Annotated in this window: 30 protein-coding genes; all 30 read left to right on the top strand. The window is 35.4% G+C overall.

The annotated features are described in order from the left end of the window. Position 1: 1 nt before the first annotated feature. The 30 genes from fusA (at position 2) to rplQ (ending at position 16317) form a co-directional block, all read left to right on the top strand. Entirely contained in the window at positions 2 to 2158 is a 2157-nt protein-coding gene (fusA, locus tag BUB42_RS07850) for an elongation factor G (protein WP_073018942.1), read from the top strand. Positions 2159 to 2169: 11 nt separating this feature from the next. After that, a complete protein-coding gene (rpsJ, locus tag BUB42_RS07855) occupies positions 2170 to 2475 on the top strand; it encodes a 30S ribosomal protein S10 (RefSeq protein WP_011963470.1) in 306 nt (101 codons plus the stop codon). A gap of 155 nt (positions 2476 to 2630) precedes the next feature. Then, a complete protein-coding gene (gene rplC / locus BUB42_RS07860; protein ID WP_066081043.1) occupies positions 2631 to 3248 on the top strand; it encodes a 50S ribosomal protein L3 in 618 nt (205 codons plus the stop codon). Next, positions 3248 to 3877 (top strand): 50S ribosomal protein L4, encoded by a 630-nt coding sequence (rplD, locus tag BUB42_RS07865; RefSeq protein ID WP_073018943.1) that lies wholly within the window; start codon positions 3248 to 3250, stop codon positions 3875 to 3877. Before rplC ends, rplD begins: the two co-directional genes overlap by 1 nt. A gap of 6 nt (positions 3878 to 3883) precedes the next feature. Beyond that, positions 3884 to 4174: a 50S ribosomal protein L23 gene (rplW, locus tag BUB42_RS07870; protein ID WP_073018945.1), complete on the top strand. Its 291-nt coding sequence runs from the start codon at positions 3884 to 3886 to the stop codon at positions 4172 to 4174. 9 nt (positions 4175 to 4183) lie between these two features. Then, positions 4184 to 5008 (top strand): 50S ribosomal protein L2, encoded by an 825-nt coding sequence (gene rplB, locus BUB42_RS07875; RefSeq protein WP_073018947.1) that lies wholly within the window; start codon positions 4184 to 4186, stop codon positions 5006 to 5008. Positions 5009 to 5014: 6 nt separating this feature from the next. After that, entirely contained in the window at positions 5015 to 5293 is a 279-nt protein-coding gene (gene rpsS / locus BUB42_RS07880; protein ID WP_007136562.1) for a 30S ribosomal protein S19, read from the top strand. A gap of 6 nt (positions 5294 to 5299) precedes the next feature. Then, on the top strand, positions 5300 to 5710 hold the full coding sequence (rplV, locus tag BUB42_RS07885) for a 50S ribosomal protein L22 (protein WP_066081038.1): 411 nt from the start codon (positions 5300 to 5302) through the stop codon (positions 5708 to 5710). Between the two features lie 6 nt (positions 5711 to 5716). After that, positions 5717 to 6478 carry a 30S ribosomal protein S3 gene (gene rpsC / locus BUB42_RS07890; RefSeq protein WP_073018949.1) on the top strand — a complete coding sequence of 254 codons (762 nt, stop codon included), beginning with the start codon at positions 5717 to 5719 and terminating at the stop codon, positions 6476 to 6478. A 19-nt stretch (positions 6479 to 6497) separates the two neighbouring features. Beyond that, complete coding sequence (rplP, locus tag BUB42_RS07895) at positions 6498 to 6923, top strand: 50S ribosomal protein L16 (RefSeq protein ID WP_007803637.1); 426 nt, start codon at positions 6498 to 6500, stop codon at positions 6921 to 6923. A 13-nt stretch (positions 6924 to 6936) separates the two neighbouring features. After that, complete coding sequence (rpmC, locus tag BUB42_RS07900) at positions 6937 to 7128, top strand: 50S ribosomal protein L29 (RefSeq protein WP_066081030.1); 192 nt, start codon at positions 6937 to 6939, stop codon at positions 7126 to 7128. A gap of 17 nt (positions 7129 to 7145) precedes the next feature. Further along, the gene (gene rpsQ / locus BUB42_RS07905) at positions 7146 to 7406 is read left to right on the top strand and encodes a 30S ribosomal protein S17 (RefSeq protein WP_072992295.1); all 261 of its coding nucleotides are present in this window, start codon (positions 7146 to 7148) and stop codon (positions 7404 to 7406) included. Positions 7407 to 7408: 2 nt separating this feature from the next. Next, positions 7409 to 7777, top strand: a complete 369-nt coding sequence (gene rplN / locus BUB42_RS07910) for a 50S ribosomal protein L14 (RefSeq protein WP_026717863.1) — start codon at positions 7409 to 7411, stop codon at positions 7775 to 7777. Positions 7778 to 7788: 11 nt separating this feature from the next. Then, positions 7789 to 8103, top strand: coding sequence for a 50S ribosomal protein L24 (gene rplX, locus BUB42_RS07915; protein WP_073018951.1), 315 nt, complete (start codon positions 7789 to 7791; stop codon positions 8101 to 8103). 2 nt (positions 8104 to 8105) lie between these two features. Then, complete coding sequence (gene rplE / locus BUB42_RS07920) at positions 8106 to 8657, top strand: 50S ribosomal protein L5 (RefSeq protein WP_073018953.1); 552 nt, start codon at positions 8106 to 8108, stop codon at positions 8655 to 8657. A gap of 3 nt (positions 8658 to 8660) precedes the next feature. Beyond that, positions 8661 to 8930 carry a 30S ribosomal protein S14 gene (rpsN, locus tag BUB42_RS07925; RefSeq protein ID WP_007136553.1) on the top strand — a complete coding sequence of 90 codons (270 nt, stop codon included), beginning with the start codon at positions 8661 to 8663 and terminating at the stop codon, positions 8928 to 8930. Positions 8931 to 9056: 126 nt separating this feature from the next. Beyond that, positions 9057 to 9455: a 30S ribosomal protein S8 gene (gene rpsH / locus BUB42_RS07930; protein WP_026707006.1), complete on the top strand. Its 399-nt coding sequence runs from the start codon at positions 9057 to 9059 to the stop codon at positions 9453 to 9455. A gap of 18 nt (positions 9456 to 9473) precedes the next feature. Beyond that, positions 9474 to 10016 (top strand): 50S ribosomal protein L6, encoded by a 543-nt coding sequence (rplF, locus tag BUB42_RS07935; RefSeq protein ID WP_073018955.1) that lies wholly within the window; start codon positions 9474 to 9476, stop codon positions 10014 to 10016. An 11-nt stretch (positions 10017 to 10027) separates the two neighbouring features. Then, positions 10028 to 10378, top strand: a complete 351-nt coding sequence (rplR, locus tag BUB42_RS07940) for a 50S ribosomal protein L18 (RefSeq protein WP_073018957.1) — start codon at positions 10028 to 10030, stop codon at positions 10376 to 10378. Between the two features lie 6 nt (positions 10379 to 10384). Continuing rightward, a complete protein-coding gene (gene rpsE, locus BUB42_RS07945; protein WP_073018959.1) occupies positions 10385 to 10912 on the top strand; it encodes a 30S ribosomal protein S5 in 528 nt (175 codons plus the stop codon). Between the two features lie 12 nt (positions 10913 to 10924). Next, the gene (gene rpmD, locus BUB42_RS07950) at positions 10925 to 11107 is read left to right on the top strand and encodes a 50S ribosomal protein L30 (RefSeq protein ID WP_027310825.1); all 183 of its coding nucleotides are present in this window, start codon (positions 10925 to 10927) and stop codon (positions 11105 to 11107) included. Between the two features lie 11 nt (positions 11108 to 11118). After that, positions 11119 to 11571: a 50S ribosomal protein L15 gene (rplO, locus tag BUB42_RS07955; protein WP_066081007.1), complete on the top strand. Its 453-nt coding sequence runs from the start codon at positions 11119 to 11121 to the stop codon at positions 11569 to 11571. Between the two features lie 13 nt (positions 11572 to 11584). After that, positions 11585 to 12931 carry a preprotein translocase subunit SecY gene (gene secY, locus BUB42_RS07960; RefSeq protein ID WP_073018960.1) on the top strand — a complete coding sequence of 449 codons (1347 nt, stop codon included), beginning with the start codon at positions 11585 to 11587 and terminating at the stop codon, positions 12929 to 12931. A gap of 4 nt (positions 12932 to 12935) precedes the next feature. Then, complete coding sequence (gene infA, locus BUB42_RS07965) at positions 12936 to 13151, top strand: translation initiation factor IF-1 (RefSeq protein WP_007136545.1); 216 nt, start codon at positions 12936 to 12938, stop codon at positions 13149 to 13151. Between the two features lie 12 nt (positions 13152 to 13163). Then, positions 13164 to 13280: a type B 50S ribosomal protein L36 gene (ykgO, locus tag BUB42_RS07970; RefSeq protein ID WP_008992256.1), complete on the top strand. Its 117-nt coding sequence runs from the start codon at positions 13164 to 13166 to the stop codon at positions 13278 to 13280. Between the two features lie 2 nt (positions 13281 to 13282). Further along, complete coding sequence (gene rpsM, locus BUB42_RS07975) at positions 13283 to 13657, top strand: 30S ribosomal protein S13 (RefSeq protein WP_073018962.1); 375 nt, start codon at positions 13283 to 13285, stop codon at positions 13655 to 13657. Positions 13658 to 13665: 8 nt separating this feature from the next. Continuing rightward, the gene (rpsK, locus tag BUB42_RS07980; RefSeq protein ID WP_024981527.1) at positions 13666 to 14049 is read left to right on the top strand and encodes a 30S ribosomal protein S11; all 384 of its coding nucleotides are present in this window, start codon (positions 13666 to 13668) and stop codon (positions 14047 to 14049) included. Between the two features lie 90 nt (positions 14050 to 14139). After that, complete coding sequence (gene rpsD, locus BUB42_RS07985; protein WP_072992271.1) at positions 14140 to 14745, top strand: 30S ribosomal protein S4; 606 nt, start codon at positions 14140 to 14142, stop codon at positions 14743 to 14745. Between the two features lie 21 nt (positions 14746 to 14766). Next, positions 14767 to 15759: a DNA-directed RNA polymerase subunit alpha gene (locus BUB42_RS07990; RefSeq protein WP_072992269.1), complete on the top strand. Its 993-nt coding sequence runs from the start codon at positions 14767 to 14769 to the stop codon at positions 15757 to 15759. A gap of 63 nt (positions 15760 to 15822) precedes the next feature. Further along, positions 15823 to 16317 carry a 50S ribosomal protein L17 gene (gene rplQ / locus BUB42_RS07995; protein WP_073018964.1) on the top strand — a complete coding sequence of 165 codons (495 nt, stop codon included), beginning with the start codon at positions 15823 to 15825 and terminating at the stop codon, positions 16315 to 16317. Positions 16318 to 16413 lie beyond the last annotated feature (96 nt).

Here is a 16413-nt window from a genome sequence, read left to right on the forward strand (position 1 = left end):
AATGGCTAGAGAACTTAAATATACAAGAAATATAGGAATTGCTGCTCACATTGATGCTGGTAAAACAACAACAACAGAGCGTATTTTATTCTATACAGGAAAATCACATAAAATTGGTGAAGTACATGATGGTGCTGCAACAATGGACTGGATGGCACAAGAGCAAGAAAGAGGTATTACAATTACGTCGGCAGCTACTACTTGTGAATGGAATTTCCCAACAAAACAAGGTAAAACTTTACCTGAGACATTACCTTATCACTTTAACATTATTGACACTCCAGGACACGTTGACTTTACAGTTGAAGTAAACCGTTCGTTACGTGTACTTGATGGTCTTGTTTTCTTGTTTAGTGCTGTTGATGGTGTTGAGCCTCAATCAGAAACTAACTGGAGACTTGCTGATCAGTATAATGTACCACGTATTGGTTTTGTCAACAAAATGGATAGACAAGGTTCTAACTTCTTGATGGTTTGTCAGCAAGTAAGAGATATGTTGAAATCAAACGCAGTTGCAATCACTTTGCCAATTGGTGAAGAAAATGATTTTAAAGGTGTTGTCGATTTAGTAAGAAACCAAGCGATTGTTTGGGATGAAGAAGGTATGGGAGCAACTTACGAGATTGTACCTATTCCTGAAGATATGATTGCTGAAGTAAAAGAATACAGATCGATTCTTATTGAGGCAGTTGCTGATTATGATGAGAACTTGCTTGAAAAATTCATGGAAGATGAAAACTCTATCACAGAGGAAGAAATCAACACTGCATTGAGAGCTGCTGTAATGGACATGGCTATCATTCCTATGATTGCTGGTTCGTCTTTTAAAAATAAAGGAGTGCAATTCATGTTAGATGCAGTATGTAAATACCTACCATCTCCAATGGATAAAGCAGGCATTGAAGGAATTCATCCTGATGACGCTGAATTATTAGAAGAAGATCAAGTTAAAATTTTACGTAAACCAGACGTTAAAGAGCCTTTCGCTGCTTTAGCATTTAAGATCGCAACTGACCCATTCGTAGGTCGTTTAGCTTTCTTCCGTGCTTATTCAGGAAGACTAGATGCTGGTTCTTATGTATTGAACACGCGTTCTGGTAACAAAGAAAGAATTTCTCGTATCTACCAAATGCATGCTAACAAACAAAATCCTATCGATTATATCGAAGCTGGAGATATTGGAGCTGCTGTTGGATTTAAAGATATCAAAACTGGAGATACATTGTGTGATGAAAAGCACCCAATTATTTTGGAGTCAATGAAATTCCCTGCACCAGTTATTGGTATTGCAATTGAGCCTAAAACTAAAGCTGACGTTGATAAAATGGGTATGGCTTTGGCTAAATTAGCTGAAGAAGATCCAACATTTACAGTTAGAACTGATGAGGCTTCGGGTCAAACTATTATCTCAGGTATGGGTGAGCTTCACTTAGATATCTTAGTTGATAGAATGAAACGTGAATTCAAAGTTGAAGTGAACCAAGGTGAGCCTCAAGTTGAGTACAAAGAAGCATTTACTAAAAGTGCAGTACACAGAGAAACGTATAAGAAACAATCAGGTGGTCGTGGTAAATTTGGTGATATCGTATTTAAATTAGAGCCAGCTGATGAAGTAGAAGGGAAAGTTCCTAAAGGATTACAATTCGTTAATGCTGTAAAAGGTGGTAACGTTCCTAAAGAATACATTCCATCTGTAGAAAAAGGTTTCAGAGAAGCTATGAAAACGGGTCCTTTAGCAGGATACCAAGTTGATAGTTTAAAAGTAACTTTAACGGACGGATCTTTCCACCCTGTCGATTCAGATGCATTGTCTTTTGAATTAGCAGCGAGAATGGGATATAGAGAAGTAGCTAAAGCTGCTGGAGCTGTTATTCTTGAGCCAATCATGAAAATGGAAGTTATTACACCAGAAGAAAACATGGGAGATATCGTAGGTGATATTAACCGTCGTAGAGGCCAGGTGAATGACATGGGTGATAGAAATGGAGCAAAAACTATTAAAGCAGATGTGCCTTTATCAGAGATGTTTGGATATGTTACAACATTAAGAACATTATCTTCTGGAAGAGCAACTTCTACAATGGAATTTTCGCACTACGCTGAAACACCTTCTAATATTTCAGAAGCAGTAATCAAAAAAGCAAAAGGAAACGCTTAATCTTTAAGAAAATGAGTCAAAAAATCAGAATAAAATTAAAATCTTACGATCACATGTTGGTAGACAAGTCTGCTGAGAAGATTGTAAAAACTGTTAAAAGTACAGGTGCAGTAGTTACAGGACCAATTCCTTTGCCAACTCACAAAAAACTTTTCACTGTATTGCGTTCTCCACACGTTAACAAGAAAGCGAGAGAGCAATTTGAAGTAATGTCATACAAGAGATTGATTGATATTTATTCATCTTCATCTAAAACTATTGATGCATTAATGAAACTTGAATTGCCAAGTGGAGTTGAAGTTGAGATCAAAGTTTAAGTAGTTTCAGAGTAAAAAAGAACGCTGCTTTTAATTGAAAAATATTTTTTTGGTTTGTGTGTAAATAAGTTATACTTTTGCACCACTTTAAAAAAATAGGATTCGGTTAAAAGCTGCGTTCTATATTTATATTTAATAATTAATAATTAATATTTATGTCTGGGTTAATTGGTAGAAAAATCGGCATGACTAGCATTTTCGACGAAAACGGGAAGAATATTCCTTGTACAGTAATCGAAGCTGGACCATGTGTTGTTACCCAAGTCAGAACCAAAGGTGTTGACGGGTACGAAGCGTTGCAACTTGGTTTCGATGACAAAAACGAGAAACATTCCACAAAAGCGGCTTTAGGTCACTTTAAAAAAGCGGGAACTGTAGCTAAGAAAAAGGTCGTTGAATTTCAAGATTTTGCAACTGAACAAAAATTAGGAGATCTTATTGATGTTTCTATTTTTGCTGAAGGAGAGTTTGTAGATGTACAAGGTGTATCTAAAGGTAAAGGTTTTCAAGGGGTTGTTAAACGTCACGGTTTTGGTGGTGTTGGACAAGCAACTCACGGTCAACACAACCGTTTAAGAGCGCCAGGTTCTGTAGGAGCTTCTTCTTATCCATCTAGAGTATTCAAAGGAATGCGTATGGCTGGAAGAATGGGAGGAGATAATGTAAAAGTTCAAAACCTTAGAGTTTTAAAAGTAGTAGCTGAAAAGAACCTACTTGTTATTAAAGGATGTGTTCCTGGATGTAACAACTCTTATGTAATCATTCAGAAGTAATGGAAGCAAAAGTATTAGATTTCAACGGAAAAGATACTGGAAGAAAAGTTCAACTTTCTGATTCAGTATTTGGTATAGAACCAAACAATCACGCAGTATATCTTGATGTAAAGCAATATCTTGCTAATCAACGTCAAGGAACGCACAAAGCTAAAGAAAGAGCTGAAGTTGCGGGATCTACTCGTAAGATTAAAAAACAAAAAGGAACAGGAACTGCTCGTGCAGGTTCTGCTAAAAATCCATTGTTTAAAGGTGGTGGAACAGTTTTTGGACCAAGACCAAGAAGTTATTCATTTAAATTGAATAAAAGCTTGAAACGTTTGGCAAGAAAATCTGCTTTCTCAATTAAAGCTAAAGAGGCAAACATAATTGTACTTGAAGATTTTAATTTTGAAACACCAAACACTAAAAATTTCATTAACGTTTTGAAAGCTTTAGAGTTAGAAAATAAAAAGTCACTATTTGTATTGGGTGACACCAATAAAAATGTATATTTGTCCTCACGCAATTTAAAGGGCTCTAGCGTTGTAAGTAGCTTAGAATTAAGCACTTACGCTATATTAAACGCTAATAATTTAGTGCTTTTAGAGAGTTCTTTAGAGATAATTGAAGAAAATTTAAGTAAATAATAGGATATGAGCATCATAATTAAGCCTATAGTAACGGAAAAAGTAACCAAAGAAAGTGAAGTTTTAAACCGCTTCGGATTCGTTGTTGACAAAAAAGCAAATAAAGTACAAATTAAGAAGGCTATTGAGGCTGCTTATGGAGTAACGATTTTGAGTGTTAACACGATGAACGTAAGACCGGATAGAACTACAAAATACACTAAAAGTGGTTTAATCAGTGGAAAGACCAATGCAATCAAAAAAGCAATTGTTCAAGTACAAGAAGGACAAACAATTGATTTTTACAACAATATCTAAGATAGAAAAATGTCAGTAAGAAAATTAAAACCTATTACCCCAGGTCAGCGATTTAGAGTTGTGAATGGTTATGACGCCATTACAACTGATAAGCCGGAACGCTCTTTGATAGCGCCGATAAAAAACTCTGGAGGTAGAAATAGTCAAGGAAAGATGACCATGCGTTATACGGGTGGTGGTCACAAGCAGAGATATCGTATCATTGATTTTAAACGTACAAAAGAAGGAATTCCAGCTACAGTGAAATCAATTGAATATGATCCAAATCGTACTGCATTTATCGCATTGTTAGCTTATGCTGATGGTGAGAAAACGTACATTATTGCTCAAAACGGATTGAAAGTAGGTCAGAAGTTAGTTTCTGGTCCAGAATCTCAACCTGAAATTGGTAATACTTTACCTTTAAGTAAAGTTCCACTTGGAACTGTAATTTCTTGTATCGAATTGAGACCAGGGCAAGGTGCGGTAATCGCTCGTTCTGCTGGAACATTTGCTCAATTAATGGCAAGAGATGGAAAATATGCGACAATCAAAATGCCTTCTGGAGAAACAAGATTGATCTTGTTGACATGTTCGGCTACAATTGGAGCAGTATCTAATTCAGACCACCAATTAGTTGTATCAGGAAAAGCTGGTAGATCAAGATGGTTAGGAAGAAGACCTAGAACAAGACCTGTTGCAATGAACCCTGTCGATCACCCAATGGGTGGTGGTGAAGGACGTTCTTCTGGTGGACATCCACGTTCAAGAAATGGAATACCAGCAAAAGGTTATAGAACTCGTTCTAAGAAAAACCCGAGTAACAAGTATATCGTAGAACGTAGAAAGAAATAATAAGATATGGCACGTTCATTAAAAAAAGGACCTTTTGTTCATTATAAGTTAGACAAGAAAGTTCAAGAAAACATCGCAGGTGGAAATAAAGGAGTAGTAAAGACTTGGTCTAGAGCTTCGATGATTACTCCAGACTTTGTTGGACAAACTATCGCAGTTCATAACGGTCGTCAATTTGTACCAGTTTACGTAACAGAAAACATGGTAGGTCACAAATTAGGAGAATTTTCACCAACTAGATCTTTTAGAGGTCATGCTGGAGCAAAAAATAAAGGTAAAAAATAAGAAGCAATGGGAGTTCGTAAAAGAGAAACAGCAGATGCGAGAAAAGAGGCTAATAAGTCTATTGCTTTCGCGAAATTGAATAACTGCCCTACTTCACCTAGAAAAATGCGCTTAGTAGCGGACTTGGTAAGAGGTCAGAAGGTAGAGAGAGCATTAAACATCTTAAGATTTAGTTCTAAAGAGGCTTCAAGAAAATTAGAAAAATTGGTTTTATCTGTAATTGCCAACTGGCAAGCAAAAAACCCTGAAGCTAATATGGAAGAAGCTGGTTTATTTGTAAAAACGATTACAGTTGATGGTGGAATGATGTTGAAAAGACTTCGTCCAGCTCCACAAGGTCGTGCACACAGAATTAGAAAACGTTCTAATCACGTAACAATCGTGCTTGGATCTATTAATAACACACAAGCAATTTAATACAAGATGGGACAAAAGACAAATCCAATTGGAAATAGACTTGGTATCATCAGAGGATGGGACTCAAACTGGTATGGTGGAAATGATTATGGTGATAAACTTGCCGAAGATTATAAAATCAGAAAGTATATCCATGCTCGTTTATCAAAAGCTAGTGTATCAAAAGTAATCATTGAGAGAACTTTGAAACTTGTAACCGTTACTATCACTACTGCTAGACCTGGTATTATTATCGGAAAAGGTGGCCAAGAGGTAGACAAGTTAAAAGAAGAACTTAAGAAAATTACTGACAAAGAGGTTCAAATCAACATCTTTGAAATTAAAAGACCTGAACTTGACGCGTATCTAGTTGCTACAAGCATCTGTCGTCAAATCGAAAGCCGTATTTCTTACAGACGTGCAATCAAAATGGCAATTGCTGCCTCTATGCGTATGAACGCTGAGGGTATCAAAGTTTTGATTTCTGGTCGTTTGAATGGTGCAGAGATGGCTCGTTCAGAAGGTTTCAAAGAAGGAAGAGTTCCTTTATCAACTTTCAGAGCTGATATTGATTATGCTTTGGCAGAAGCTCACACTACTTATGGTAGAATGGGAATCAAAGTATGGATCATGAAAGGTGAAGTTTATGGAAAGAGAGATCTTTCTCCACTTGCTGGAATGGACAAAAAACAATCTGGTACTGGTGGAGGTAAAGGTGGCGATGCTCCTAGAGGAGACAGAAAGCCTTTTAACAAAGGTGGAAAACCAGACGCTCGTAAACGAAAGTAAATTTTTAAATTAAAGAAAAATGTTACAGCCTAAAAGAACAAAATACCGTAAGGTACAAAAAGGTAAAATGAAAGGGAACTCTCAAAGAGGGCATGAACTTTCTAATGGAATGTTTGGTATTAAATCTGTACATGAAGATGGAATGTTCCTTACTTCTCGTCAAATAGAAGCTGCGCGTATTGCTGCAACTCGTTTTATGAAAAGAGAAGGACAATTATGGATCAAAATATTTCCAGACAAACCAATTACTAAGAAGCCTCTTGAGGTACGTATGGGTAAAGGTAAAGGAGCCGTTGAATATTGGGCTGCTGTTGTTAAACCCGGAAGAATTATGTTTGAAGTTGGAGGAGTACCTTTGTCAGTTGCAAAAGAGGCGTTACGTCTTGCAGCTCAAAAGCTTCCAGTAAAAACTAAGTTCGTTGTTGCTAGAGATTTCGAAGCATAATTAATAGTATATTATGAAACAATCAGAAATAAAAGATCTTTCTGCAGCAGAGTTGCAAGAAAAGCTTAGCCAGACTAAGAAAACATATGCTGATCTAAAAATGGCTCACGCTATTTCACCAATTGAGAATCCACTTCAAATTAGAAGTGTAAGAAGAGTGGTTGCTAGATTAGCTACAGAACTTACTAAAAGAGAGTTACAATAACTGTAGTCTGCTGAAAGATGGAAGAAAAAAGAAATTTAAGAAAAGAGAGAATTGGTGTTGTTACTTCAGACAAAATGGACAAGTCTATTGTTGTTGCTGAAGTACGTAAAGTAAAACACCCATTATACGGTAAGTTCGTGTTGAAGACTAAAAAGTATCACGCACACGACGAAATGAACGACTGTAACATTGGAGATACTGTAAGGATCAGCGAAACGCGTCCTTTAAGTAAAACTAAATGTTGGAGGTTAGTTGAAATCTTAGAAAGAGCTAAATAATTATGGTACAACAAGAGTCAAGATTAAAAGTAGCAGATAATACGGGAGCAAAAGAAGTTTTAACTATCCGTGTTTTAGGAGGTACCAAAAGAAGGTATGCCTCTGTTGGTGACAAGATTGTAGTTTCTATCAAAGATACGGCACCTAACGGAAGCGTTAAAAAAGGAGCTGTTTCAACTGCAGTTGTTGTACGTACCAAAAAAGAAGTGAGAAGAGCCGATGGTTCTTACATCCGTTTCGATGACAATGCATGTGTTCTTTTGAATGCTGCAGGGGAAATGAGAGGAACTCGTGTTTTTGGTCCAGTAGCAAGAGAACTTCGTGAAAAACAATTCATGAAAATTGTATCATTAGCACCAGAAGTGCTTTAATTCGTTTTAAGATGATAAAGCTAAAAATAAAATCAGGTGACATCGTAAGAGTAATTGCTGGAGACCATAAAGGTGAAGAAGGTAAAGTATTACGTGTGTACAAGGAGAAAAACAAAGCAATTGTTGAAGGTGTAAACATGGTATCTAAACATACGAAACCAAGTGCAAAAAGCCCTCAAGGTGGTATTGTAAAGAAAGAAGCTTCTATACAAATATCTAACATCTCTTTAATTGATCCTAAAACTAAGGAAGCAACTAGAGTTGGTATTAGAGTAGAAGGAGATAAGAAAGTAAGATTTTCAAAAAAATCTAATCAAGTACTATAGTAATGGCATATATACCTAGACTAAAAGAAGAATATAAGAGCAGAGTAATCGCATCTCTTAAAGAGGAATTCGGATACGTAAACGTAATGCAAGTTCCTAAATTGGAAAAAATCGTTTTAAGTAAAGGAGTTGGTGCAGCTGTATCTGATAAAAAACTAATTGACTATGCGGTTGATGAGTTAACAAAGATCACTGGACAGAAAGCAATATCTACTATCTCAAAGAAGGACGTTGCGTCATTCAAATTGAGAAAAGGGATGCCTATTGGAGCAAAAGTTACTTTGCGTGGAGAAAGAATGTATGAGTTTTTAGATAGACTTGTTACTTCTGCTTTACCACGTGTAAGAGACTTTAGTGGTATTAAAGCCACTGGTTTTGACGGAAGAGGTAATTATAACCTTGGTGTTTTGGAACAAATCATTTTCCCAGAAATTGATATCGATAAAGTTAACAAAATATCAGGAATGGATATCACTTTTGTAACATCTGCAAAAACCGATAAAGAAGCAAAGTCTCTATTAACAGAATTAGGATTACCTTTTAAAAAGAACTAAGACATGGCTAAAGAATCAATGAAAGCCCGCGAGGTTAAGAGAGAAAAAACAGTAGCTAAATATGCTGAGAAAAGAAAAGCTTTGTTAGAAGCTGGAGATTTCGTAGGTTTGCAAAAGTTACCGAAAAATGCTTCACCAGTTCGTTTGCACAATCGTTGTAAATTAACAGGTAGACCAAGAGGGTATATGCGTCAATTCGGTCTTTCACGTGTTACATTTCGTGAAATGGCAAATAACGGATTGATACCAGGTGTTAAAAAGGCATCTTGGTAAGACGTAATTTTATTACGTTTTGATACAGACTTAACTTACGTTTTGTCTGTATCATTAATATTTATAAATTGGTTTCAGGTTCAATAAGATCGTCTTAAAGAAAACCAAAACCGCAAATTAATACAAATGTATACAGATCCTATTGCCGATTATTTGACAAGAGTTCGTAACGCTGTGGCTGCAAACCACAAAGTTGTTGAGATTCCTGCATCTAATCTAAAAAAAGAAATAACCAAGATCTTATTTGATCAAGGTTATATCTTGAGTTACAAATTTGAAGACAACGCCGTTCAGGGTTCAATCAAGATCGCTTTGAAGTATGATAAAGATACTAAAGAGTCAGTAATTAAAGATATCCAAAGAATTAGTAAACCAGGTTTACGTAAATATTCAAGTTCTTCATCTATCCCTAGAATTCTTAACGGATTAGGTATTGCTATCGTGTCAACTTCAAAAGGGTTAATGACTGGAAAGAAAGCAAAACAGTTAAACGTAGGTGGTGAAGTAATTTGTTACGTATACTAATTTAAAGACTATATAAAGATGTCAAGAATAGGTAAAAGCCCAGTAACAATACCAGCTGGTGTAACTGTAGAAGTTGCTAATGGTATTATTACAATAAAAGGAAAAAATGGTCAACTAACTCAGGAGTTCTCGGACGTTACTGTTACAGTTGAAGGCGATCAGGTTCAAGTAGAAAGATCGTCTGATCACAAAGACCAAAGAGCAAAACACGGATTGTATAGATCTTTAATCAATAATATGATTATAGGTGTTACAGAAGGTTTTACAAAGTCTTTAGAATTGGTTGGAGTAGGATATAGAGCTTCAAGTCAAGGGCAAAAATTAGATTTAGCACTTGGATTCTCTCACAATATTGTTTTAGAAATTGCTCCTGAAGTTACTTTAGTAACAATATCTGAAAAAGGTAAGAACCCTATAGTTAAATTAACATCATTTGACAAACAACTTTTAGGTCAAGTAGCTGCGAAAATCAGAGGTTTCCGTAAGCCTGAGCCGTACAAAGGAAAAGGTGTTAAATTCGTAGGTGAAGTATTAAGAAGAAAAGCAGGTAAATCAGCTTAAAAAATAAGATTATGTCATTAACAAAACCTGAAAGAAGACAAAGAATTAGATTCAGAATTAGAAAAACGATTAGTGGTACTGCTACAAATCCAAGACTATCTGTATTTAGAAGTAACAAAGAAATTTATGCTCAACTTATTGATGACGTAAACGGAGTTACTTTACTAGCAGCTTCTTCAAGAGAAAAAGAAATAGGTAACGGTACGAATATTGAAGTGGCCACAGCAGTTGGAAAACTAGTTGCTGAGAAAGCTTTGGAAGCTGGTATTGATGTGGTAACTTTCGATAGAGGAGGTTATTTATATCACGGTCGTATTAAATCATTAGCAGAAGGCGCAAGAGCGGCTGGACTTAAATTCTAATATAGTATGTCTAATAGTAAATACAAGAATGTAGAGTTAGTAAAGCCAAGTGGTCTTGAATTAAAAGATCGTTTGGTAAGTGTGAATCGTGTTACTAAAGTTACAAAAGGTGGTAGAGCATTTGGTTTTTCTGCTATTGTAGTTGTTGGTGATGAAAATGGAGTAGTTGGACATGGTTTAGGGAAATCTAAAGACGTTTCTGAAGCAATTGCGAAAGCCGTAGAAGATGCTAAGAAAAATCTAGTAAAGATTCCTTTAAATGGTCTTTCTGTTCCTCACGAACAAAAAGGTAAATTTGGTGGTGCACGTGTATTTTTAATTCCTGCCTCTCATGGTACAGGAGTTATTGCTGGTGGAGCTGTTCGTTCAGTTCTTGAATCAGTTGGAATTCACGATGTATTATCTAAATCACAAGGATCTTCAAATCCTCACAACGTAGTAAAAGCAACTTTTGATGCTTTATTACAAATGAGAAGTGCTTATAGTGTTGCAAAACAAAGAGGTATTTCTTTAGAAAAAGTTTTTAAAGGTTAATTCAAGGAAATTATGGCTAAATTATTAGTAAAACAAGTTAGAAGCAAAATCAACTGTCCCCTTACTCAAAAAAGAGGATTAGAAGCTTTAGGTCTACGTAAAATGGGACAGGTTGTAGAGCATGATTCAAACCCTACAATCCTTGGGATGATAAATAAAGTTAAACACTTAGTTTCTGTCGAGGAAGCTAAATAACAAATACTGTTATGAATTTAAGTAACTTACAACCTGCTGAAGGTTCTACACACAATCAAAATAAGAGATTAGGTAGAGGAGAAGGTTCTGGAAAAGGTGGTACTTCTGCAAGGGGACACAAAGGAGCAAAATCTCGTTCTGGTTATTCTAAAAAGATTGGTTTTGAAGGTGGGCAAATGCCACTTCAAAGACGTGTACCTAAGTTTGGTTTTACAAACATCAATCGTAAAGATTACGAAGGTGTAAATCTTGATACACTTCAACTTTTAGTTGATAATGGTGTGATTAAAGATACTGTTGATATGACAGTTTATGTTGCTAATCGTTTAGCTACCAAAAATGAAATCGTTAAGATTTTAGGTAGAGGTGAACTGACAGCAAAATTAAAAGTAACCGCTCACAAATTTACTGCTACTGCAAAAGCCGCTATTGAAGCTGCTGGTGGAGAAGCTGTAACAATGTAATTTTTCTATTAATATGAAGAAATTTATTGAATCATTAAGTAATGTTTGGAAGATTGAAGAACTTAAGAATAGAATCTTAATAACATTAGGTTTACTTTTAGTTTATCGTTTTGGGGCTCAAGTTACCCTACCAGGCATTGATGCCACACAGCTCGGTAATTTAGCTGGTCAAACCAAAGACGGAATTGGTTCAATTCTTGACATGTTTACTGGTGGTGCATTTTCTCAAGCATCTGTTTTTGCTTTAGGAATTATGCCTTATATTTCTGCTTCCATTGTTGTTCAGTTAATGGGAATTGCGATTCCTTATTTACAAAAGCTACAAAGTGACGGAGAAAGCGGTAGAAAAAAGATTAATCAAATCACTCGTTGGTTGACAATTGCGATTACGTTAGTTCAGGGTCCAACCTACATTTATAATTTATACAGAACGTTACCTAGTAATGCTTTTTTGTTGGGATTCAATTCATTTGAATTCTTATTTTCGTCGGTTATTATTTTAGTTACAGGGACGATTTTCGCCATGTGGTTAGGAGAGAAAATTACTGATAAAGGTATAGGAAATGGTATTTCATTGTTGATTATGGTCGGTATTTTGGCTAGATTTCCGCAAGCATTTATTCAAGAATTTACAACAAGAGTTACCAATAATAATGGTGGTCCAATGTTGTTAGTTATTGAAATCATTATCTGGCTTTTAGTTATTATCTGTTGTGTATTGTTAGTGATGGCTGTTAGGAGAATACCGGTTCAGTATGCGCGTCGTACGACTTCAGGTGATTTCGAGCAGGATATGTTAAACGGAAATAGACAGTGGATTCCTTTAAAGCTTAATGCTTCAGGGGTTATGCCAATCATTTTTGCGCAAGCAATTATGTTTATACCAGCAGCTTTAGCTGGATTGTCTAAATCAGATACATCACAATCCATTGTCGGCGCTTTTAGTAATATGTTTGGATTTTGGTATAATTTAGTATTTGCAACTTTAATAATTGTATTTACGTTTTTTTATACTGCAATTACAGTACCTACTAATAAAATGTCTGATGATTTAAAGAGAAGCGGTGGTTTTATTCCAGGCGTTAGGCCAGGAATTGAAACTTCTGATTATCTTGACAAAGTGATGTCTTTAATAACTTTTCCAGGATCTTTATTTCTAGCTTTAATTGCTGTGTTCCCAGCGATAATAGTAAGTTTGATGGATGTTCAGCAGTCTTGGGCAATGTTTTTTGGAGGTACTTCATTAATAATTATGGTTGGTGTTGCCATAGATACAATGCAGCAAATCAATTCATATTTGTTGAATAGACATTATGATGGTTTAATGAAAAGTGGTAAAAATAGAAAAGCAGTAGCTTAACTTTATGGCAAAACAATCAGCAATAGAACAGGACGGATCAATCATCGAAGCATTGTCGAATGCGATGTTCCGTGTAGAGTTAGAGAATGGGCATATTGTAATAGCACATATATCTGGAAAAATGCGTATGCATTACATCAAATTATTACCTGGTGATAAAGTGAAACTAGAAATGAGCCCTTACGATTTGTCAAAAGCAAGAATTACTTATAGATATTAAAGGATATTCAAAATGAAAGTTAGAGCTTCAGTAAAAAAGAGAAGTCCCGAGTGCAAAATTGTGCGAAGAAAAGGGAGATTGTACGTAATAAACAAAAAGAATCCTAGATTTAAACAAAGACAAGGATAATTATGGCAAGAATAGCAGGGGTAGATATCCCAAAAAACAAGAGAGGTGTTATAGCACTTACCTACATCTTTGGATTAGGAAAAAGTAGAGCAATTGAGATTTTAGAAAAAGCTCAAGTTAGCCAAGACAAAAAAGTTCAAGATTGGAATGATGATGAGATCGGAGCAATTCGTGAAGCAGTATCAACTTTCAAAATTGAAGGAGAATTGCGTTCTGAAGTTTCTTTAAACATCAAACGTTTAATGGATATTGGTTGTTATAGAGGTATCCGTCATAGATCTGGTCTTCCATTAAGAGGGCAAAGAACTAAAAACAACTCTAGAACAAGAAAAGGTAAAAGAAAAACTGTTGCTAACAAGAAAAAAGCAACTAAATAATAAGTAATATGGCTAAAGCAACTGCAAAAAAACGTAAAGTTATCGTTGAATCAACGGGAGAAGCTCATATTTCTGCTACTTTTAACAATATCATCATTTCTTTAACTAACAAAAAAGGTGAAGTTATTTCTTGGTCGTCAGCTGGAAAAATGGGTTTTAGAGGTTCTAAAAAGAACACTCCATACGCGGCTCAAATGGCAGCAGAAGATTGTAGTAAAGTAGCTCTTGAAGCTGGATTGAAAAAGGTTAAGGTTTATGTAAAAGGACCAGGAAACGGACGTGAGTCTGCTATTCGTTCTTTACATAACGGTGGAATTGAAGTTACAGAGATTATCGATGTTACTCCAATGCCTCACAACGGATGTCGTCCTCCAAAGAGACGTAGAGTTTAATAATATATTTAAGTATAACTAGGTAGAATACACGATTATCGAAGGATATGACCTGAATTCATAATCTCTACCTTAATTTAATTTTTAGAAATGGCAAGATATACTGGTCCAAAAACTAGAATTGCACGTAAATTTGGCGAAGCAATTTTCGGAGATGACAAAGCATTCGAAAGAAGAAGTTACCCACCTGGACAACACGGGATGGCTAAAAAAAGAGGTAAAAAATCTGAATATGCAATCCAGTTAATGGAAAAGCAAAAAGCTAAATATTCTTATGGAATATTAGAAAAGCAATTTAGAGGTTTATTTAAGAAAGCATCAGCAACCAAAGGTGTTACTGGTGAAGTTCTTTTGCAATTATGTGAAGCAAGACTAGACAACGTAGTTTTTAGAATGGGAATTGCTCCTTCTAGAAGAGGTGCTAGACAATTAGTTTCGCACAGACACATTACCGTGAACGGTGATGTAGTAAATATCGCTTCTTACCACCTAAAGCCAGGTGACAAAGTTGCAGTTCGTGAAAAATCTAAATCTTTAGATGCTATCGAACGTTCTTTATCTAATTCAAGTCATGTTTATGAGTGGATTACATGGAATAATGATGTTAAAGAAGGTACTTTTGTTACTGTACCTGCGAGACTTCAAATTCCAGAAAACATTAAAGAACAATTAATCGTAGAGTTGTACAACAAATAATAATTGACTTAGTCGAAATTTATGGCAATATTTAATTTTCAGAAGCCCGATAAAGTTATCATGATCGATTCAACCGATTTTGAAGGTAAATTTGAGTTTAGACCTTTAGAACCTGGTTACGGATTGACTGTTGGTAATGCACTTAGAAGAGTTTTGCTTTCAGCATTAGAAGGTTATGCAATTACATCGGTTCGCATAGAAGGTGTAGATCATGAGTTTTCTACTATAGCAGGAGTTGTTGAAGACGTTACCGAAATTATTCTTAATCTTAAGCAAGTACGTTTTAAACGTCAAATCGAAGATATAGATAATGAATCAGTTACCATTTCGGTTTCTGGTAAAGATCAATTAACAGCTGGTGATTTTCAAAAATTTATTTCAGGTTTCCAAGTTCTGAATCCAGAACTTGTAATTTGTAATTTAGACAGTAAAATCAAACTTAATTTCGACTTAACAATCGAGAAAGGTAGAGGTTACGTTCCTGCTGAAGAGAATAAAAAACAAAATGCTGCAATTGGAACTATATTTACAGACTCAATTTTTACTCCGGTAAAAAATGTAAAATACACGATCGAAAACTTTCGTGTAGAGCAAAAAACAGATTATGAAAAATTAGTTTTTGAAATAAAGACGGATGGTTCTATTAATCCAAAAGATGCTCTTACTGAAGCTGCAAAAGTTCTTATTCACCATTTCATGTTGTTTTCTGACGAAAGAATTACACTTGAGGCTGACGAAATTGCACAAACAGAATCGTATGATGAAGAATCATTACACATGAGACAATTGCTTAAAACTAAGCTTGTTGATATGGATCTTTCTGTGAGAGCATTAAATTGCTTGAAAGCGGCTGAAGTTGATACACTTGGTGATTTAGTATCGTTCAATAAAAATGACCTAATGAAATTCCGTAATTTTGGTAAAAAATCTTTAACTGAACTTGATGAACTTGTTGCAGTTAAAAATTTAAACTTCGGTATGGACTTAGCAAAATACAAATTAGATAAAGAATAAATTACTTCATATTTTGATCTCCAACGCGGATAGCATCAAGATGAAAGTATAAAAAAACACGTCATGAGACACGGAAAGAAATTCAATCACTTAAGCAGACAGACTGCACATAGAAAATCTATGTTAGCTAATATGGCTTGTTCTCTTATTGAGCACAAACGTATTAATACTACTGTTGCTAAAGCAAAAGCGCTTAAACAATTTGTTGAGCCTTTAATAACAAAATCTAAAGCTGATACGACTCACAATCGTCGTATTTGTTTCGCTTATTTACGTAGCAAATATGCGGTAACTGACTTGTTCAGAGACGTAGCTGCTAAAGTAGGTGACCGTCCAGGTGGATACACACGTATCATTAAAGTTGGAAATCGTTTAGGAGATAATGCTGATATGGCAATGATCGAACTTGTAGATTTCAATGAACTTTACAACGGAGGTAAAAAAGAAGTTAAAAAAGCAAAAAGCCGTCGTGGTGCTAAAGCAAAGAAAGCAGATGATGCTACTGAAGCTGCAGCTCCAACTGCCGAAGCTGAAACAACAACTGACCCTGCAGAATAATTATGCTAATAATAATTCAATAAAAACAAGGATAGGCTATTTATAGTTTATCCTTTTTTTTTGATTTTTTTTTTGGAGCAGAACTAAATGTTTTTA

This window comes from Flavobacterium micromati, from assembly GCF_900129585.1.
Lineage (GTDB): Bacteria > Bacteroidota > Bacteroidia > Flavobacteriales > Flavobacteriaceae > Flavobacterium > Flavobacterium micromati.